The organism is Pseudomonas savastanoi (genome assembly GCF_020917325.1).
Lineage (GTDB): Bacteria > Pseudomonadota > Gammaproteobacteria > Pseudomonadales > Pseudomonadaceae > Aquipseudomonas > Aquipseudomonas amygdali.
Map to the genome: position 1 here is coordinate 4,462,666 of NZ_CP076652.1, position 18,724 is coordinate 4,481,389.

Annotated in this window: 15 protein-coding genes and 5 pseudogenes; 11 read left to right on the forward strand and 9 right to left on the reverse strand. The window is 55.5% G+C overall.

The genetic code is table 11. The features are described from left to right. Positions 1–60 precede the first annotated feature (60 nt). Together KP808_RS18870 and KP808_RS18875 are read right to left on the reverse strand one after the other, a co-directional pair. A complete protein-coding gene (locus tag KP808_RS18870) occupies positions 61–1,089 on the reverse strand; it encodes an alpha/beta hydrolase (RefSeq protein ID WP_230016663.1) in 1,029 nt (342 codons plus the stop codon). After that, positions 1,086–2,348 carry an MFS transporter gene (locus KP808_RS18875; RefSeq protein WP_230016664.1) on the reverse strand — a complete coding sequence of 421 codons (1,263 nt, stop codon included), beginning with the start codon at positions 2,346–2,348 and terminating at the stop codon, positions 1,086–1,088. Before KP808_RS18875 ends, KP808_RS18870 begins: the two co-directional genes overlap by 4 nt. A gap of 105 nt (positions 2,349–2,453) precedes the next feature. Here KP808_RS18875 and KP808_RS18880 point away from each other — a divergent pair, with 105 nt between their 5' ends. Further along, positions 2,454–3,347 (forward strand): LysR family transcriptional regulator, encoded by an 894-nt coding sequence (locus tag KP808_RS18880; RefSeq protein WP_230016665.1) that lies wholly within the window; start codon positions 2,454–2,456, stop codon positions 3,345–3,347. 15 nt (positions 3,348–3,362) lie between these two features. On the opposite strand, the gene KP808_RS18885 is transcribed toward KP808_RS18880, so the two are convergent. Beyond that, complete coding sequence (locus KP808_RS18885) at positions 3,363–4,475, reverse strand: XAC2610-related protein (protein WP_230016666.1); 1,113 nt, start codon at positions 4,473–4,475, stop codon at positions 3,363–3,365. Between the two features lie 157 nt (positions 4,476–4,632). Between KP808_RS18885 and KP808_RS18890 the strand changes: the two genes are divergently transcribed. Beyond that, on the forward strand, positions 4,633–5,943 hold the full coding sequence (locus KP808_RS18890) for a mechanosensitive ion channel family protein (RefSeq protein WP_230016667.1): 1,311 nt from the start codon (positions 4,633–4,635) through the stop codon (positions 5,941–5,943). Positions 5,944–6,161: 218 nt separating this feature from the next. Next, positions 6,162–6,254 (forward strand): annotated as a pseudogene (locus KP808_RS18895) (transposase domain-containing protein); the annotation flags it as partial. A gap of 41 nt (positions 6,255–6,295) precedes the next feature. Here KP808_RS18895 and KP808_RS18900 read toward each other — a convergent pair. Then, entirely contained in the window at positions 6,296–6,760 is a 465-nt protein-coding gene (locus tag KP808_RS18900) for a M15 family metallopeptidase (RefSeq protein WP_230018919.1), read from the reverse strand. 178 nt (positions 6,761–6,938) lie between these two features. Between KP808_RS18900 and KP808_RS18905 the strand changes: the two are divergent. After that, positions 6,939–7,355 (forward strand): annotated as a pseudogene (locus tag KP808_RS18905) (DDE-type integrase/transposase/recombinase); the annotation flags it as partial. A 239-nt stretch (positions 7,356–7,594) separates the two neighbouring features. Here KP808_RS18905 and KP808_RS18910 read toward each other — a convergent pair. Continuing rightward, positions 7,595–8,935 carry a hypothetical protein gene (locus tag KP808_RS18910; protein ID WP_230016668.1) on the reverse strand — a complete coding sequence of 447 codons (1,341 nt, stop codon included), beginning with the start codon at positions 8,933–8,935 and terminating at the stop codon, positions 7,595–7,597. Positions 8,936–9,201: 266 nt separating this feature from the next. On the opposite strand from KP808_RS18910, the gene KP808_RS18915 reads away from it, so the two are divergent. Both KP808_RS18915 and KP808_RS18920 read left to right on the forward strand, forming a co-directional pair. Beyond that, positions 9,202–9,891, forward strand: coding sequence for a DUF5677 domain-containing protein (locus KP808_RS18915; protein WP_230016669.1), 690 nt, complete (start codon positions 9,202–9,204; stop codon positions 9,889–9,891). Between the two features lie 102 nt (positions 9,892–9,993). After that, positions 9,994–10,233, forward strand: a complete 240-nt coding sequence (locus KP808_RS18920; RefSeq protein WP_103362707.1) for a DUF2188 domain-containing protein — start codon at positions 9,994–9,996, stop codon at positions 10,231–10,233. Between the two features lie 210 nt (positions 10,234–10,443). On the opposite strand, the pseudogene KP808_RS18925 reads toward KP808_RS18920, so the two are convergent. Together KP808_RS18925 and KP808_RS18930 are read right to left on the reverse strand one after the other, a co-directional pair. After that, positions 10,444–10,557: pseudogene (locus KP808_RS18925) on the reverse strand (hypothetical protein); the annotation flags it as partial. A 152-nt stretch (positions 10,558–10,709) separates the two neighbouring features. Beyond that, positions 10,710–11,283: pseudogene (locus KP808_RS18930) on the reverse strand (nucleotidyltransferase family protein). A 188-nt stretch (positions 11,284–11,471) separates the two neighbouring features. On the opposite strand from KP808_RS18930, the gene KP808_RS18935 reads away from it, so the two are divergent. From KP808_RS18935 to relB, 3 genes and pseudogenes are all read left to right on the forward strand, one after another. Further along, positions 11,472–11,858, forward strand: coding sequence for a hypothetical protein (locus KP808_RS18935; RefSeq protein ID WP_230016670.1), 387 nt, complete (start codon positions 11,472–11,474; stop codon positions 11,856–11,858). A gap of 317 nt (positions 11,859–12,175) precedes the next feature. Next, positions 12,176–14,296 (forward strand): alpha/beta hydrolase domain-containing protein, encoded by a 2,121-nt coding sequence (locus tag KP808_RS18940; RefSeq protein WP_326839566.1) that lies wholly within the window; start codon positions 12,176–12,178, stop codon positions 14,294–14,296. Between the two features lie 2 nt (positions 14,297–14,298). After that, positions 14,299–14,493 (forward strand): annotated as a pseudogene (gene relB / locus KP808_RS18945) (type II toxin-antitoxin system RelB family antitoxin). A gap of 13 nt (positions 14,494–14,506) precedes the next feature. On the opposite strand, the gene KP808_RS18950 reads toward relB, so the two are convergent. Beyond that, the gene (locus tag KP808_RS18950) at positions 14,507–15,382 is read right to left on the reverse strand and encodes a LysR family transcriptional regulator (protein ID WP_230016672.1); all 876 of its coding nucleotides are present in this window, start codon (positions 15,380–15,382) and stop codon (positions 14,507–14,509) included. Between the two features lie 100 nt (positions 15,383–15,482). On the opposite strand from KP808_RS18950, the gene KP808_RS18955 reads away from it, so the two are divergent. Together KP808_RS18955 and dctA are read left to right on the forward strand one after the other, a co-directional pair. Next, entirely contained in the window at positions 15,483–16,652 is a 1,170-nt protein-coding gene (locus KP808_RS18955) for a mandelate racemase/muconate lactonizing enzyme family protein (RefSeq protein ID WP_230016673.1), read from the forward strand. A 102-nt stretch (positions 16,653–16,754) separates the two neighbouring features. Continuing rightward, positions 16,755–18,062 carry a C4-dicarboxylate transporter DctA gene (gene dctA, locus KP808_RS18960; RefSeq protein WP_230016674.1) on the forward strand — a complete coding sequence of 436 codons (1,308 nt, stop codon included), beginning with the start codon at positions 16,755–16,757 and terminating at the stop codon, positions 18,060–18,062. 59 nt (positions 18,063–18,121) lie between these two features. On the opposite strand, the gene KP808_RS18965 is transcribed toward dctA, so the two are convergent. Continuing rightward, a complete protein-coding gene (locus tag KP808_RS18965; protein ID WP_057401014.1) occupies positions 18,122–18,715 on the reverse strand; it encodes a TetR/AcrR family transcriptional regulator in 594 nt (197 codons plus the stop codon). Positions 18,716–18,724 lie beyond the last annotated feature (9 nt).

Sequence of the window (18,724 nt, forward strand, 5' to 3'; positions counted from 1 at the left end):
CCGATAACAAAAAAGCCCTGCTTGTGCAGGGCCTTTTCATGCGTAGCGCTTTCAGGCGGATTACTTCAGGTTGTTCTTGAAAAACTCGCCCAGCTTGTCGAACGGGATGAGATCGACCCGATCGTAAAGATCCACATGCCCGGCCTCCGGCACGATGATCAATTGCTTGGGCTGGCCGGCCAGTTTGTACGCTTCCTCGCTGAACTCCAGCGAGTGCGCCTTTGAACCGGCGATGAACAACATCGGGCGTGGCGAGATGGTAGCGATGTCGTTGAACGGATAGAAGTTCATGAACTTGATGTTGCTGGTCAGCGTCGGGTGAGTGGTCAGTTCGGGGGACTGGCCTTCGGGCGTGAACTCGCCCCGTGGCGTGCGATAGAAATCGTAGAACTCGCGTTCGATCGGGCCGGATGTGTCAGTCAGTTTGTGTACGGTGCCGCTGGTGTAGGCCGTATCGCCACCGCTGTATTCCACGTCGCGCTGCAGTGCCGCCTGCTCGATGATTTTCTTGCGCTGCGCCAGCGTCTGCGAATGTTTCAGGCCATTGCGATTGGCGGCCCCCATGTCGTACATGCTGACGGTGGCGATAGCTTTCATGCGCGGGTCGATCTTCGCGGCACTGATGACAAAGCTGCCACTGCCGCAGATGCCCAGAACCCCGATGCGATTCTTGTCCACAAAGGTCTGGGTGCCGAGAAAGTCCACTGCGGCGCTGAAGTCTTCGGCGTATAGATCGGGTGAAACGGCGTTACGCGGCTGGCCTTCGCTCCCGCCCCAGAACGACAAATCCAGCGACAATGTGATAAACCCCTGCTCTGCCAGTTTCTGCGCGTACAGATTGGCGCTTTGCTCCTTCACCGCCCCCATCGGATGGCCGACGATGATTGCCGGAGCTTTAACGTTCGGGTTCGAGCCTTTGGGTATAAACAGGTTGCCCGCGACTTTCATCTTGTACTGGTTGTTGAACAGCACTTTTTGCGCAACGACCTTGTCGCTTGTGTAGAAATTATCGGCACCGTGAGACATGTCTGCTCCTGTCGCAGCGTATGAGCTTATTAAAAGCCCAAGCATCAAAAGAATCTTTTTCATGGCGTGTTACCTCGTTGAGAAATTGACCCGCGTTTATCTGCCCGGCCCTGACCGGTGTTGCTTTCCTGCAGGGACGCGTTGTCGCGTGCCGTCCAGGCCAGCGCGGCCGAACACGCCAGTAACACGCCACCGAATGCGAACGGGCTCCACCAACCGAGGCTGTCGAACAGCGCGCCACCCATGCCGGCCCCGGCGGTGATCGCCAATTGAATGGTCGCCACCATCAGGCCGCCGCCTGCCTCGGCATCGTCGGGCAGCGTGCGGCTCAACCAGAGGCCCCAGGCGACCGGTGCAGGCGTGGCAATCAGGCCCCAGACGGCAAGCACAATGGCGACGGCCTGAGGTGAATGGCCCAGACCGGTGAGCGTCACTGCCAGCACCGCCATCAGCAGCGGAATGGCGATCAGGCAGGCATACAGGCCTGTGTGCAGCAGCCTGCCGATCAGGTAGGTGCCGACCAGCCCGCTGGCCCCCAGCGCCAAAAGCATCAGGGACAACGTGTTGACGCTGACCCCGGTGATCTCTTCCAGAAACGGGCGCAGGTAGGTGAAGACGGCGAACTGGCCCATGAACAGCAACAGGATCGCGCTCATGCCGACGGCCACTTGCGGGTTGCGCAGCAGGCGAAAAGGATTGCGTGCCCGGTTGTGCGGCTGGCTGCGCATGGCCGGCAGGCTCAGCCACTGCCAAGCAAACGCCAGCGCCGCGAGCGGGATGACCAGGAAAAACGCCCCGCGCCAACCGATGTACTGGCCCATGAAGCTGCCCAATGGCGCGGCGACCGTCGCAGCCAGCGCATTGCCGCCGTTGATCAGTGCCAGGCCCTTGGCGACCGATTGCTTCGGCACCAGCTTCATCACGGTGGCGGTCGACATCGACCAGAAACCGCCAATGGCAATCCCGAGCAATGCACGTCCCGTCATGAATAACCAGCCGTTGGACGCCAGCGTGACGATCACCCCGGACACCAGCAACAGCAGGCTGAAGCCCAGCAGGACCGGTTTACGGTCAAGATGCCCAGTCAGCGGTGTGTTCAGCAGGCTAGTCAATACTGCAAAGAAACCCGAGATCGAGATTGCCTGCCCTGCCTGGCCTTGGCTGATGCCGAGGTCCTGCGCGATGGGTGTCAGCAGGCTGACCGGCATGAACTCTGAAGCAATCAGCACCACCACACACAGCGCCATCGAAAATACAGCGCCCCATGCAGGGGGATGCGCGGCTCTGGAGGGCTGCTGCAGGGTTGAATCAAATGCTTGCATGCTTCCTGACCTGGCGACGTTGAAAATAGTCGGCACAGGTTAGGGCAAAGGGATTAGGATTATTAGACGCCGTAATTTCCACGCTCTTGTGAGAGATACTCAGCAATGAGCACACCGAAACTCAATGACCTGCAAGCCTTCCTGCTGGTGGCCCGTGATCAGAGCTTTACCAAGGCTGCGACCAAACTGGGCGTTACGCCCTCGGCCCTGAGCCACAGCATGAGAGGCCTTGAAGAGCGCATGGGCCTGCGCCTGCTGGCGAGAACCACCCGCAACGTGGCCCCGACCGAGGCTGGCGAACGGCTGATGCGCTCGATCGGGCCGCTGCTGGACCAGATTGCCGCAGAAGTCGAAGTGCTGGGCGAACTGCGCGACAAACCCGCCGGCACCATTCGCATTACCTGCTCCGATGACGCCGCAGAAGGCATCATCCGCCCGATGCTTGCAGGGTTTCTGGCGCAGTACCCGGATATTCAGATCGAGATCTGCATCGACTACGGCTTCACCAATATTGTCAGCGAACGTTTTGATGCGGGCATCCGTCTGGGGGAGTCCATCAGCAAGGACATGATTGCCGTGCGCCTGGGGCCTGACTGGCGCCTGTCAGTGGTCGGGGCGCCCGCCTACTTCGAGCGACATCCCGTCCCGCTGCAGCCTCAGGACCTGACTCAACACACCTGCATCAACATCCGCCACTCGCCAAACGGCAGTTGCTACGCCTGGGAGTTCGAGAAGGAGAGCCGCAAGCTCAACCTTCGAGTCAACGGGCAATTCACGTCGAACAGCATGATCCATGTGCTCAACGCCGCACTGGACGGCGTGGGCCTGGCCTACGTGCCGGACTCCATGGCCGAGCCGCACATCGCCAGCGGCCGCCTGAAAGAAGTGCTGGTCGACTGGAGCCCGTATTTCGAAGGCTTTCACTTGTACTACCCGAACCGGCGACAGGCGTCGCCGGCATTCAGCGCGTTTGTCGAGGCGGTGAGGTATCGGGGCTAGCACCACGCCGCCTGATTACTGCGCGGTTTTCAACGCATCCGCGACCTTGTTCAGCGAACCTTGAGCAGGCTCGGCAAGCAGTTTCAGCTCGATGGTTTTGCCACGCACCACCACTTGCATGGCGGTGGGCGCACCCTTTGCGTCACCCACGATCCGGTAAGCGGTATCGCCGCGCACGAAGCTCAATACGTGACTGGCAGCGTCGTACTTCAGTTGCTCACCTTCAGCCTGGGGAAACAGCAGCCCGACCTGATTCTTGCTGTCCACGGCTGCGTAGAAGACCGGGCTTGCGTCCCCTGAACGGAACAACACAATGCGCTTGCCGGAAGGCGCGAGCCTGAACGACAGAAGAATCTCACGCTGCTCGTCTTCCTCCCAGACAATGCGGGTGGTGTGCGTCATCTTGCCATTCTGGTTGCGACTGACTGTTTCAGTCGGCAGCCCCGACCCGCCGGTGTGTTCAATGACTGTTTGCGTCTCCAGAACCGGCTCACCGTTATGAATGCCGTAAGTGGACATCTGGTGCCAGCAGCAACCACTTTTGGTCATGGTCTCGATCTTGTGGGCTTTCTCATCCACGCTGAACAGGCCGCAGTTGTTTTGCGCCAGTTCGGTGAACGAATCGCTGTGCCGAAAACCGTCGGCCGTGCCGAGAAAGACCTGATAAGAGGGGCCGTGATAGCAGCTGTTCTGCCCGTCCATCAACGCCAGGTCCTTGATGCCATCAAAGTTGAAATCCTGATAGATCAGTACGCTCTGTTCGCCATAGGGCAACTCGTGCACGTTGGTTTTGACCTCGCCGGTTTTCGGGTCAGTGCCGAGCACCAGTTCGTCGGACTGCACGCGGATCAAGGCCGCACCGCTGGCCTTGTCGTACACGTTGATGACGCCGGGACGAAACACATCGTCCTTGGCAGAAATATCCAGCGTCGCACGGTATTTATCGGAAAAGTCCTGCAGGGCATAGTTCTCCCGCGGACCGCCCGCAAAGCCTGCTGCATCCATTTCACCGTAGGTCGGTAACGCACCGGCGGCACTCACCAGTGTCGACGAGGCCAGACCGACCAGTACCAACAAGGCCTGCAACCCAAGGCGTGATGCACAGCGTTGAACGATGGATAGGTGCAAGACGCAACTCCTTTGATAATGAGCGATGAGTCTACTTCAGCAATTGATACAATTTGAAATCATTGCCCAACGTGCACTTCGTGCTCACAGGCCGCCCCGTCCGACCCGGTAAATGTTTTAATCACGCCCCTCTTCGCTCAACGGGCCCGATGCTTTTATGGATATTCACTCGCTTTGGCTCAAGACCCAGGAAATCTGGGACATGCTCGATCAGCACCCGTGGGTACGCACCGGGCTGGCGCTGATCCTGTTGCTGACCGCCGCACTGGTGCTTGGCCGCGTGGCGCGCTTTCTGGTGCTGTACGCCGTCAGGATGCTCGGCCGTCAGCCGTCCCTGCACTGGGTCAACGACTTCCGCCACAACAAGGTCTTTCACCGACTGGCGCAGATGGTGCCGTCACTGGTCATTCAGTTCGGCCTCACGCTGGTCCCGGGCCTGAGCACTGCGGGCCGCAACGTGATCGGCAACATCGCCATGGCGTTCACCATCCTGTTCATGACATTAGCCATCGGCACCCTGCTCAATGCCCTGCTGGACATCTACGCGCGCACCGAACACGCCCGCACGCGCTCCATCAAGGGTTACGTGCAGCTGTCGAAGATGATCCTCTACGTCTTCGCCGGGATCATCATCGTCGCCACCCTGATCGACCGTTCGCCCCTGCTACTGCTGTCCGGCCTCGGCGCCATGTCGGCGGTCATCCTGTTGGTCTACAAGGACACCCTGCTCTCCTTCGTCGCCAGTGTGCAGCTGACCAGCAACGACATGCTGCGCGTCGGCGACTGGATCGAAATGCCGCAGGTCGGCGCGGACGGCGACGTGGTGGACATCACCCTGCACACCGTCAAGGTGCAGAACTTCGACAAAACCATCGTCTCCATCCCCACCTGGCGCTTGATGTCCGAGTCGTTCCGCAACTGGCGCGGCATGCAGCAATCAGGCGGACGCCGCATCAAACGCAGCCTGTTCATCGACGCCAGCGGCGTGCGTTTCGTGCGCGACGATGAAGAACAACAACTCATGCAAATCCACCTGCTCACCGACTACATCGGCCGCAAACAGGCGGAACTGCTGGCCTGGAACCAGGCACAAGGCAACGTCGCACAAATGTCCGCCAACCGCCGGCGCATGACCAACATCGGCACCTTCCGCGCCTACGCCCTGGCGTACCTGAAGAGCCACGTCGACATCAATCCAGGCATGACCTGCATGGTTCGTCAGCTCGAACCCACCTCACAGGGCATCCCGCTGGAAATCTACTGCTTCACCCGCACCACGGTGTGGGTGGAGTACGAGCGGATACAGGGGGATATTTTTGATTATCTGATTACGGTGATGCCGGAGTTCGGGTTGAGCTTGTATCAGCAGCCTAGTGGGGCGGATATGCGGGTGGGGTTGAGGGGGGAGACTGCTCGGGTGGGGGCTACACCGCTGGTAGAGCCGTTTCCTACAGAACATTCGGGCTGAACGGCGCAGATAATGCGTAGCTGAATGCTCAAGATGGATTCACACCCCGTAGGGGCTGGATCATGAGTGCTCGAATTTCTGTAGTCGTGTCGGAGTTTGATCAATCCGAAACACGTGCAAAATTGGCACTGCTGATTAGCCCTTTCGAGGTCAGGTCTCGAAGCTGCTCAATCAGTTTGCCTCGCTCGGCCCTGGAAGTGACCGGATCGACAATTTGGTACGCCTATTTGAAGGATGTTCTCAAGCGCCTACCGACGCAGCGGGCGAGTGAAATCGAGGATCTGCTGCCACATAAGTGGGCGCCCGTTTAGCCGCGAAAGGCTTGTCGGCAACCGTCTACTTCAAGCAGATATCAGTCAGCTTTAAATCTCCAATGCCAAGGCTCATAAGCGTAGCCGGCGGCATTGTCGATTGGGTAAGACATGTGAAAACCAAATGATCTCGCGTTTTCTGTCAGCCACTGATAGGCCAACGAATTCTCAAACTCTCGCTCGAGGACAGCGCTTCTGGACGTACCTATATCGACGGCGCATCCGGTATGGTGTTCGCTAAAAAACGGAGGAGCCGAGACCGTCAGGATCTCTTCAATACTTAAACCCGAAGCTAGTTTTTTTTTGATTATTGCAGCCTGCCGTTCAACACTTCTGAAGGCCGAAACAATGTAAATATTCACACCATGCTTGTTGGCAGAAGCCTTCAGCTGCCGCCAGGCCTGAGCAGCAAGAGGCACCAGCAAATGCTGTCTACCGTTTGCATCAACTTCAGCAAGCTCAAGAGCCTTAGCCTCATCGAACTCTTGGAGGTTGCGACAAGTCACGGAACTCAACGAGATGCCTAGGTCATCGAGCCTTCGTAGTGCAGGGGGCGTGTAGTACATCATACGAATCGAAGGACAGAGGGTAATCTAGCCTACCAGAGCCGGTGCATAGATCAGCTCTCTTCACTACAAATAGTTGAATTTCACCTAGCGGGCCAGATGCCTTTACTAGACGCTTACCCGCCGTGTTGTGGGCTGGGCTATGTCGAGAAAGCCGGATGCCGACTTGGTCATCAAGGCCTTGGACATGGCTTACGAGCAGCGAGGGAAGCCTCAGGGGTTGCTGTTCCACTCCGACCAGAGCTCGCAATATGGAAGCCGGAGTTTTCGCCAGCGCCTTTGGCGATATCGCATGGGTCAAAGCATGAGCAGGCGAGGAAACTGTTGGGATAATGCGCCGATGGAGCGGGTGTTCAGGAGCCTGAAAACCGAGTGGATACCGACCATGGGCTACACGACGATCCAACAAGCTCAGCGGGATATCAGCCATTTTTTGATGCACCGGTACAACTGGATTCGACCGCACCAATTTAGTGGTGGGCTGCCACTGGCTCATGCCGAGAAAAAACTTAACGTCGTGTCCGGGATCAGTTGACCACTACACTCACATCCATATTAATCGCCGTAATCAGCAAGCTGCTAGCCGGTATTGGCGGTGTCTGTTCATTGGAATTCGGGGACGTTTCCAGCTTCCGGCATGCACCGGGCGTTGGCGTCCCGTGGGGTCTGCGACAAACGTGACTTTTCTGTAAAGCCCCCCTCGCCTCCCCATACTGACTAAATTGCGAAAGAGCCGGGACCCAAGCGCCAACTATCCGGGCAGCATTTTTTCTATCAAGTAGAAAATTCCTGAACAGGATTCACAGCATAGATTTCAGCAATCTGCTCCACCGCATCAGAAATTCCCGCACCATTACGGATCAATTCCGCTAAATCATAAATTGCCGCCGCCCCGCTTCCATTGGCTAGCGCAGAAGTCATCAACTGCTTAACATGAGCGTCGATACTCGCTTCAATTTCTTCGCGATCTAAAGGTTCTTCATCAGAAAGTGCTTTGATGATTACGGAGGCATCAGTCGTTTCATCAATGTCATACAGCTCGTAGAAAAGCTGACCTAACGTTCCTGCCGGTATCGATTTCAAACGATTCCACTCACCTAAATCGGTTTTCTCCTTACGTGCTTTTTCAAATTGAAGCCGCAGCTTTGACGCAATGGTGCCAGCCGACCGCTCTTTGTTGGAGTACTTATGATTCGAGTTAGACGATACTGTTTGCACGACCCGCCACAGCAAGCTCCATACGTCCCTGGTGCTGTAGTACTTCAATGCCGTGTAAATCGCGCTTTTGATTTCTTCCGTCTTGTGTACAGGAAAGACTTGCCTGAATTCCTGCAACTGATTGTTCAGGTAGGCCATGCAATCGGCCACGGCGTATTCGTACCAAAGCGCCAACATGCCTTCATTCGTAAATGGTCGTACCACCAACTCATTGAAGGCTTCCTCGCCTCCGCCCAGAAGTTCATCGGGAACTAGCATGAACCGAATTTTATTGGGGTCGTAGTTCAGTCCGTTGGCGTTTGCAAAATAGGCGCTTGTGCCAGCAGCGCGTGGGTCGTCCGACAGTACGCCTGACTTCCAAAGACGATTGATGAACATCTCCGAGTGCATGGGTGCTAGAGCCTGGCAATCGTTGAAGGTGAATCTGCCACCGAACAAGCGAGGAGCGATGGCGCGCTCAAGTGCCATCAGGACGAATGCTAGGTCATTAGGGATGGTCGAGTAGTCAGTCTTTTTTGCTATGACACGCTCGGTATGCTTCGCAACTCGCTCTTGCAAGTCAGCCTCCGCTTTCGCCTCAGCTACTCGCCTGGCCTCGTCCAGTTCGGCCTTGCATACCGCGCAAGGGCGGATCGGGTGTTGCTTGAATCTCTTCACCTCGGACCTGCTCGTGATAACCAACGCGCAACCGCAGACCGAACAGTTCTGGTTCTCGTCATACACGGTGCAATGCGCTTTGATATAGGCCGCGAGGGCATGTGGCTTGAGGACTTCGCGAAAAGGCAGCATCGCGCTCACGTTCTCGACAGGCTTACATTCTTCATTCAGTGCCCAGTAGCGCTGGATCAAAGCGATAACTTCAGGATCGGTAGAATGGATCTCTAATTTGATTGTCATCGTGCGAACGGTCCGAGGAGGAGGTTTCGAAGTGTATTAAGCTCGATGGCCATCCTACTCAATTTCCGTCCAATGGCTGCCTAAAATCCACTGGGTGAACGCAAAATCACATCCCAAAATATAGCGCAGCTATGACTGAGTGATCATGCCCCCCATCAAGTCGGAAATTCCTCCCTGCTCGATAACACATGCACTACATTCATCACACTCCACAGGGAGAGCTTTGCTGTCCTGCACCTACATCGATCAGAAGGCGTTGAAACTGTATGAGTAGCTCACCACCGAAAATGAATGAACTTGTTGAGTCATTGACGCTACAAGCTGGGGCGCTTATCCAGGCATCACAGATTGAGGGCGGAGCCTCACTGGATAAACGCGATGAATTTACCCGGCAACAGTTGAGGCGTGCATCGGTCTTGGTAAAAGGCGCTGTGGCTTTGGGCACAGTTGAAAACTCTGCGTGCTTGGGAATTCTGAGCCGAAGCTTGCTTGAACAATTAATCACAACCTTGTGGGGTATCAGGTCCGTCGAGAATGCGGAATCCCAGATGGACGCAGGCCCTGCCGAGTTGGCGAAAGCCCTCAAAATGAACCTTAGATCAGGCACCGCCAAGATGTTTGATCGCACCACTGGGGAAGACGTGACCGCCAATTATCTGGAAAGCGAGCAAGCAAAACAGACTCGTCGACGCAAAAACATAGAAGATCAAGCGAGGGAAGCCGAGGTGCAGGATCTGTATACCGTTTTCTATCGACTGTTATCACTTGAAACGCATGGCCATAGTGAGCCTCCAACTGAACAAGCAGAGATCAGTGCCTTGTGCATCACTCATCTTCAAGGCATCGGAGCCATTAGCCGAGGTATCGGCCAAGCATGCGTTTGGTGGCTGATGCACAGGACCTGGCCAGACAACGAGTCGTTGCGTGACGTGCTGGGTCTGAATACTAAGCCTTAAAAATCCGCACAATGCCAGACTACAGCCTTGCGGTGAGCATGCTGGCTGGCAAAAGGCCCTATGCTTGTCTATATATAGAGACCCAATCACAGGAGCTTCATCATGAGTAAACCTCAGGACCGCACCATTTCCCAGCGCCCAGATGGGAAGTGGGAGAACAAGCGCAACGATTCTGAGCGAGCCTCAAGCGTACATGACACACAAGCCGAGGCTCAGCAGGCCGCACGAGAAATGCTGAAAAACCAGGGTGGTGGTGAAATGACCACAAAAGGCCGCGAAGGGCAATTCAGAGCGAAGGACACTGTCAAGCCGGGCAATGATCCCCGTGACATCAAAGGCTGAGATGGGGCTACTCCCAAAGGGGAGTAGCCGCTTACCCCGCCAATATCCGAACAGCATTTAACGCAAACTAAAAAGCTCTCCTTGCGCTGCACCACTTAAAACGGGAGCAATTGCAACGGGAGAGCTGAAATAATCGAGCACAACACCTATATCATCTTTAAGGGCCGGAGAGGCCATGATCACGTCCTTGCCTTCGCAAGATGATCAAAACTCGACAAAGACGTCAACCAAGCGCATCGGATTGATATCGCTGACATAGTCGTCGAGGCTTTCCGGAAGCAAAGTGCTTTGACCTCTATGTTCACCTTGGATGAAGCGCGTCATGGGCAATCCCTGCGATGACCCCCTCAGAAACCATAGCCAATGGTTCGCGGATGTGCTTTACAAACCGGTGCCGTTTGCAGCCCGCAGGGACAGCAATAGGCTCTCATCCCCCCATAAAATGCCTTCATCGGCATACTCCGCGCGTTCCCATTTTAGCTTTGGGGATCTACGATCCTGAGCCAGGGCCAGCGAGCTTGATAACTTTTCGCCTTCTGATAGAACAGATCTGGCTTGGGATTCTTTGGATTGATACGAAGTAGCCCTTGCTCGGTGTCGGCCAAGCCATTGGGAGCATAGATTTCGCTAGTTTCAACGTCCAAACCAATGCAGGTACCGGCAATTAGGTAGCGATCAATCCCGGCTTTAGCCGAGTGAAGCTGGGGGATAATCCCCGCCAAACCGCTGGCTGTACCACAGGTGAACACGAGCCTGATTTTTGATCTCAATGTTAACTTCGAGGTCCTGAAAGAGACGCAGAACAGAGTCGATGACCTCATTCTCTGCCTCCCGAGACAGATCATTGTCGAAGTAAAAAACGTCGTAATCCTTCACCCCCCAGGCGGACGGCCGGTGAGACTGATGATTCCAGACGGCTTGGAACAGGCATCCAGCAGTGAGCATGCATTGATCCAAGCCGAGTGAAGGTAAGCGTGAGATAATTTCCGCGTTTAATGGATTGGCCATTGCTATCCTGGCCAACCTTTCGACAGTCAACGTCATTTTCATCCTTTTGGAATCGATCTAGTCCTCGTGGCCGACAATACGCCATATCCTTGTAACGCTCCGCCAAGGAGAGCGTTTTTACACACTCTGGGCCAATAGCTGACGCTCAAACCGCTGACCAATACGATGCCACAACGCATGCACTGAAAATACCCTTTGATACTAGGGTTCCTTCAAGAGGAAAGGTTCGAATGAGTCTCGATCTGTATCTAGAAGCTGATAACGTGCTCACAGCACCTGCATTTGAACAAGCCTTGAAAAACGCAGGTGCGTTGGAAGTCAATACGCTAGACGGCGGTTTGGAAGCCGTCTTCATTTCGGGGCTAACATTGACCGCCAATGGCGTAACTATTGACTCTACGATTTACGCTGAGGATACAAAAGGTATCGACTTCCGCGTCGCGATGCGTTGCAACATCAGAATCAAAGGCCCTGAACCGGAAGGCCATTCGGCCATGGAAGATCTGAACAAAATAGCCGAATCTATAGCTGGGATGTGTTCTTCTCTGTTCCTGATCACTTTCCAGTTCGAAGAGACGTTGTATTGGCGGGACGTAACGGGGCTTCATCGCCTCTGACACCAGGACTTTTAGATGTATGAACGCACACAGTCCGCTTCAATCCGATAGCAAATGATGCTCAATGAGTCGTGTTTGGACTGTTCGAAAACGGTCAGCTTCAGCGCGCAATCCTGAAATACGCCATGGCCACATTCCTCACATAGCCACTGACCACCTGAATGCTGGAATTGGCAAGGAATGCTCTCGGAACGCCGACGAATTCATGATAACCGAGCTAGCTGCGAGCTATGCTTGAAGCCTTTTTGTCTGTACAAATCATCGTCATCAGCGCATCAAAAGCCATCTATAAAAAAAATGACAAGTCGAGGGTAAAGATGAATCGCCTATTTCATGCTGCAGCATTTGCAAGCTCCATGATGATCGTTGCAGCACCCGCCCAAGCCCGTATTACACAATTGGAGATCCTGCGAACCGAGCCCGCTTTCGGAGGCGAAAGCTTCGGGAATACAGGTACTTACGAACGCGTCTTTGCGCGCGCTCATGGTGAGTTAGACCCAGGAGCCTCTGGAAACAAGATTATTCAAGACATCGAACTTGCGCCCCGTAACGGTCGCGGGATGGTCGAATACACGACTGATGTTGCAATCCTGCGTCCCGCTGACGTGGCCAAATCGAATGACATTCTTCTATTTGATGTACCAAATCGAGGCTCCAAGCGCGCGATGTTATTGTTCAATGCGGATATGCGGGGCAGTCCAGCAGCGTTCAACAACTTCGAAGTCGCTGGGGACGGTTTTCTACAGCGCCAGGGTACGACGCTGATCGCGTTTGCCTGGCAGGGGGACGTTGCACCGGGTGACAACCGCATGATGGTGCAATTGCCGACGGCCATAAATACTGATGGATCGCCGGTAACAGGTGTGGTGCGCAGTGAGTTGACCACGCTCTCACCGACCGTCAGCCTTAACCTGTCCGCAGGTTGGTTCACCTCCACGCCGCCTCATACAAGCTACAAATCGGTTGAAACCAACAATACCAAAGTGCTCGCAGATGGCTTTCGTCCGACGTTGACGGTGCGTTCGCGGGCAAATGCGCCCAGACAGGAAATTCCAGTGAATGACTGGAGTTTTGGCGATTGCAATACGCCGAGCGAAACCCAGATATGCCTACCCGCAGGTTTTCAGCCCGGTAAGCTTTACGAGCTGATTTACCGGGCCAAGGAGCCGACGGTAATGGGTATTGGTTTTGCTATCGCACGGGATGTTGGTGCGTTTTTTCAGCAGACTGAGCATGACGATACAGGTGTGCCCAACCCTGTAGTGCATGGGCCTAAGGTCAAGTCGATTATCACTGGCTCATCACAATCAGGGCGATTCATCCGCAGCATGATAGCGCTGGGGTTCAACCGCAGCGAGGAAGGTCATCGGGTCTATGATGGTGCGATGCCGCATATTGGTGGCGGCCTGATGCCGCTCAACATCCGGTTTGCTCAGCCTGGCCGGGCGTGGGGCCAGCAGGTCGATCATGACTACCCTGCTTACGATTTTCCGTTTACCTATGGCCGGGAAACCGATCCGATTACCGGACGCTCGCAGGGTTTGCTGGATCGCTGCAACGATAACAACACCTGCCCTCTGATATTCCACATGGCAACGGCCCTTGAACTTTGGGAGGGACGCCAGTCGCTTGGCCTTACCGATCCACTCGGCTTGCGCGATGCACCTGAACCGGAAAACGTCCGCACTTTTATTATGGCAAGTACGCAGCATGCACCGCCGTCTTTGCCACTCCCGGCTAATCCACCCTTTGGGCTTTGCCAGGTCCAATCAAATCCAAACCCACACACCTGGACAATGCGCGCAGCGTTCATCAACCTCGTTGGCTGGGTTCGTGACGAGACAACACCGCCCGCTTCGATAAAGCCCTCTGTGGCGGACGGCACACTGGTGCCGGCGGACAGGGTCAGTTTCCCGCTCATCCCCGCGACCAATTATGGCGGCGTCACGCGCCCCGCGCTCCGCTATACCGGTGCCGTCAATAGCCTGCAAGTGCTTGATTTTGGACCTGGCTTTCGTCCCGAAGACAGCTCTGGCATTCTCACAAACGAGCCGCCGAAATCGGGGGTTGGTAGTTACGGCCTCTTGGTACCTCAAGTGGATGCAGACGGAATTGATGTTGGTGGCGTTCGGGATGTGTATCTGGGTGCCCCCATCGGGACTTACACGGGTTGGAACGCCTTCCGGCCCGAGTTTTTTGATGGCGGCTTTTGCAACTTCCAAGGCAGCTTCCTCCCGTTTGCCGCGACCAAGAAAGAGCGAATCGTGGCAGGAGATCCTCGCCCTTCCCTGGAGGAACGCTACCCCACGAAGGAGGCTTATGTGTCTGCGGTGAGTAAAGTTGCAGACTCGCTGGTTGAGGCGCGGATGCTACTTCCTGAAGACCGTGAGCGGCTTATAAAGGAGGCGCAGGAGAAAGGTGTGCGTGCAGGGCCTTGAGCATGAGCGCTCGAATTTCTCCAATCGCGCCGGAATTTGAAACTGAGGAACAGGACACCCGCTATGACAAGTGGTTTCGTACGCAGGTCCAAGCCTCAATCAACTAACCAGCGCCTAATATTCCAAACGATCAGGTCATGGCCGAGATGCGGGCGCTTTTAAAGCCGAAGCAGCTCGCAGCCATTGACTTTGATTGAACAATCTCGCGGATCACTGTCCCGCCCTCCCCCAGAACTCTTCGACCGATTGACTGGACAATGCTTTTGGCCGGGTCAGATGAACCTCCAGTGGTATATCCCAGCTTTCGTCCAGCGCTCTGACCAGGCGACCATCAAGAACCTCCTGTTCGGTGAGGCTCTTGGGTAACCACGCTACGCCTTTGCTTTCCAGGGCCATGGACATGAGCACCGCCGCAAGATGGCTGCTGAACAGTGGTTTGAGGTGCAGGTAATCTTCCTTGCCGCGCAGTCGGTGGGCGACGATACGGCCTAGTCCGGATTCGTGGGTGTACGCGAGGTAGGGCAACGCCGCAGGCGAGGTGCCGACGTTGGCGGAGGCGCTTGCAAGCGGAACGAGAACGTCCTCACCCACCTTCTTGCTGACAAAATGATCAGGGGCCAGGAGAGGCGGAACGTCGGGGTGGCGGTGGCAGAGCAGAAACTGCACCTGACCATGTATCAGCATCTGCTCACAAGCAGCCATGCTGTCGGAATGCAGTTGTACGGCCTCGATCGGGGCACCGTTTTCTGCGGTTCTGAGCCACTTGGGAAAGAACGTGAACGACAGAGAATGAGTGGCTGCAAACCGCAACGACCTGGCTGCCACGCCAGCGACTTCTTGAGCCTCACTGCGCATTCGGTACAAGTGCCGGGCAGCTTCCTGAGCACTGGGCAAAATCTGCCTTCCGGCCTCGGTGAGGGTGGCTCCTTGCGGTGTGCGGACAAATAACTCCACCCCCATCCAGTTCTCCAATGAACGAACTCTTCGGCTGAACGCCGGCTGGGTGACATGGCGTGCTTCAGCGGCACGAACAAAGCTGCCGTACTCCGCGAGCGCTGAAAGGTCTTCAAGCCAGACGAGTTCCAAGGGCCATGCCTCCTGTGCATAGGGTGCGGCATTAATAGCATTGGGCGGGTGGCGTCGCAACGCATAACGTGGCGCTCACAAACAACAAGAGGAGCCCGTCATGCGCATCGTAGACATTCGTGAAAAAACTGTTTCTATCGCCTCCCCTATTGCCAACGCCTACATCGACTTTTCGAAAATGACCTGCTCGGTCGTCGCTGTGATTACCGATGTGATTCGCGACGGTAAACCTGTTATCGGCTACGGCTTCAACTCCAATGGTCGCTATGGCCAGGGCGCACTGATGCGTGATCGTTTCCTGGCGCGCATCACGGAAGCTGACCCGGACACCCTTGTCGATCATGAAAACAACAACCTCGATCCGTTCGCCATCTGGAAAACCCTGATGACTAACGAGAAGCCGGGCGGCCACGGCGAGCGCTCGGTTGCAGTGGGCACGATCGACATGGCTGTGTGGGATGCTGTTGCCAAGATTGAAGGCAAACCTTTGTATCGTCTGCTGGCCGACCGCTATCGCGAAGGTGTCGCCGATGACAAGGTCTGGGTCTACGCCGCGGGTGGCTACTACTACCCTGGCAAAGACCAGACCAAGCTCAAGGCAGAAATGCAGAGTTATCTGGATCGGGGCTACGACGTCGTCAAGATGAAGATCGGTGCAGTGCCACTGGATGAGGATATCCGTCGCATCGAAGCGGTGCTTGAAGTGGTTGGGGACGGTCGTCGACTGGCGGTCGATGCCAACGGTCGTTTCGATCTTCAGACCGGAATCGCTTACGCCAAAGCCATCAAGAAGTACAACCTCTTCTGGTACGAAGAGGTTGGCGATCCGCTGGACTATGCATTGCAGGCCGAGCTTGCCAATCACTATGAACTGCCCATGGCTACCGGTGAAAATCTGTTCTCCCACCAGGATGCCCGTAACCTGTTACGCCACGGCGGTATGCGTCCTGATCGCGACTATCTGCAGTTCGACTGCGCTCTGTCCTATGGGCTTGTGGAGTACATGCGCACCCTCAAGGTAATGGAAGAAATGGGTTGGTCTTCCCGCCGCGTAGTTCCACATGGTGGTCACCAGATGTCCCTGAACATCGCAGCCGGCCTGCACTTGGGCGGTAACGAATCTTACCCGGATGTGTTCCAGCCTTTCGGCGGTTTTGCGGACGGGATCAAGGTAGAAAACGGTTATGTCGGCCTGCCGGATATTCCAGGTGTTGGCTTCGAAGCCAAGTCCGCCTTGTACGCAGTCATGCGCGAGTTGGGCGAAGGCTGATCTCCCTAGATCTGCGGCCTCCTTGAGAGAGGCCGCAGCATCAGGCGTCACCTACTGACGCCAAGCCACATGCCCATCACAAAAATAAAATGAGGTGCTTCCGTGGAAATCTCCAAAACCCGCTGGTATAGCCAGCTGTATGTGCAAGTGCTGATCGGCATCGTGATCGGTGCAGCCATCGGTTACTTCGTGCCTGATGTCGGCGCCAAGCTCCAGCCCTTTGCCGATGGTTTCATCAAGCTGATCAAAATGCTGTTGGCACCCATCATTTTCGGTACGGTGGTTGTAGGCATCGCAAAGATGGGCAGTATTAAAGAAGTCGGACGGATCGGTGTTAAAGCGCTGGTCTACTTCGAGATTCTTTCAACCATCGCGCTGGTGATTGGCCTGATTGTGGTCAACATTGTGAAGCCTGGCGCGGGTATGAATATCAACGCCAGTACGCTTGATGACAGTGCTATCAGCAAGTACAGCCAGGCTGCCAGTGAGCAAGGAGGCACTATCGAGTTCTTTCTCAATATTATCCCAAATACCTTTCTTGGCGCGTTCTCCAATGGCGTGATGCTTCAGGTGATCCTGCTTTCGGTACTGATGGGTATTGCACTGGTGCAAATGGGCGAAACCAGCAAGCCGTTGATCAATACCATTGATTTGTTCCTGCAAGGTCTGTTCAGGATCGTTGCAATGGTCATGCGCCTGGCCCCTCTGGGTGCTGGTGCCGGCATGGCGTTCACGATCGGCAAATACGGAATTGGTACTCTGCTGTCACTCGGGCAGTTGCTGGTCGCCCTCTACGTTACTACCTTGATTTTCATCGTGGTGGTGCTGGGCTCGGTTGCCAGATGGTCGGGCATGCCGCTGATGCAATTCCTCCGCTACTTCAAGGATGAAATTCTCATCACACTGGGCACCTGCTCGACAGAAGCCGTGCTGCCGCGAATGATGGCCAAGCTTGAAAAGCTTGGCTGCAAAAAGTCGGTAGTGGGCATGGTGCTGCCAACGGGATACACCTTCAACGCGGACGGCACCTGTATCTACCTCACAATGGCCGCCATTTTCATCGCTCAGGCGACCAATACGCCACTGACATTTGTAGATCAGATGATTCTACTGGGGGTGTTTCTGCTGACGTCCAAAGGCTCGGCCGGAGTGGCGGGTGCGGGGTTTGTGACGCTGGCTGCAACGCTCACAACCATCCACTCCATTCCTCTGGTAGGTCTTGTATTACTTCTGGGCATTGACCGGTTTTTGAACGAAGCGCGGGCCGTGACCAACCTGATCGGTAACGGCATCGGCACCCTCGCCATTGCCAAGTGGGACAACTCGTTCGATGTCGAGGCCTGCGAGCGTGAAATCGCCGCGATGAAAGATGAAAAAACAGCGAGAAAAGCATTATTGGCGCAAAAGTAACCCTGGGAGCACCTTGGTCATGCCGTTCAAATACGGCATGACGGTTAGGGTTTGCGGCTTTAGAGCTGGACGTTCTTGTTCAAGCTTTCGGGGCTGCCTGCACATAAACCATCCATCACCAGGTTCAACAATCTGGTGATGCGTGAGCGCCATTCACTTTGAGAATCAACTTGCCATATGCCTGCAATGGCGAGAAAAAAGTCATCGGCAGTTACACCGCTACGAATCGTTCCAGCAGCTTCATTGGCCCGCAAAAGCAGCTCGGCGGCCGCCTGAACGGGTGCGTATCCGGACTGCCCTGGAAATTCATAAACAGACGCGGCCTGCCGAATAGCGGTGGCGAGACCCGCCTTAGTCATTGCATATTCAACGAGGTGGTCCATCCACTCCCGAAGGGCCTGCCTGGGGGCGGTAGTAGCGAGCAGTTGTTCCGCCAACGACGCCACTTGCTGCATTTCGAATTGATAAACCTCGAATACCAGTTTCTCTCGAGTAGGAAAATGGCGATAGAACGTTCCCTGCCCTACCCCGGCCTTCTTCGCAATTGCGCTTAGCGCCACAGCAGGATCGCTGGTCAGCTCAACCACTGCGACCTCCAGTATCCGTTCACGGTTCTTCCTGGCGTCAGAACGCATCACCAATTCGTCAGTCATGAGCAAAGA

What these genes read in the sequence shown, in the direction of transcription:
- KP808_RS18940 (WP_326839566.1), top strand. Translation starts at nt 12,176, where the DNA reads ATGAATCGCCTATTTCATGCTGCAGCATTTGCAAGCTCCATGATGATC.
- KP808_RS18875 (WP_230016664.1), bottom strand. Translation starts at nt 2,348, where the DNA reads ATGCAAGCATTTGATTCAACCCTGCAGCAGCCCTCCAGAGCCGCGCAT.
- KP808_RS18965 (WP_057401014.1), bottom strand. Translation starts at nt 18,715, where the DNA reads ATGACTGACGAATTGGTGATGCGTTCTGACGCCAGGAAGAACCGTGAA.
- KP808_RS18935 (WP_230016670.1), top strand. Translation starts at nt 11,472, where the DNA reads ATGAGTCTCGATCTGTATCTAGAAGCTGATAACGTGCTCACAGCACCT.
- KP808_RS18920 (WP_103362707.1), top strand. Translation starts at nt 9,994, where the DNA reads ATGAGTAAACCTCAGGACCGCACCATTTCCCAGCGCCCAGATGGGAAG.
- KP808_RS18915 (WP_230016669.1), top strand. Translation starts at nt 9,202, where the DNA reads ATGAGTAGCTCACCACCGAAAATGAATGAACTTGTTGAGTCATTGACG.
- KP808_RS18955 (WP_230016673.1), top strand. Translation starts at nt 15,483, where the DNA reads ATGCGCATCGTAGACATTCGTGAAAAAACTGTTTCTATCGCCTCCCCT.
- KP808_RS18890 (WP_230016667.1), top strand. Translation starts at nt 4,633, where the DNA reads ATGGATATTCACTCGCTTTGGCTCAAGACCCAGGAAATCTGGGACATG.
- KP808_RS18870 (WP_230016663.1), bottom strand. Translation starts at nt 1,089, where the DNA reads ATGAAAAAGATTCTTTTGATGCTTGGGCTTTTAATAAGCTCATACGCT.
- KP808_RS18910 (WP_230016668.1), bottom strand. Translation starts at nt 8,935, where the DNA reads ATGACAATCAAATTAGAGATCCATTCTACCGATCCTGAAGTTATCGCT.
- KP808_RS18880 (WP_230016665.1), top strand. Translation starts at nt 2,454, where the DNA reads ATGAGCACACCGAAACTCAATGACCTGCAAGCCTTCCTGCTGGTGGCC.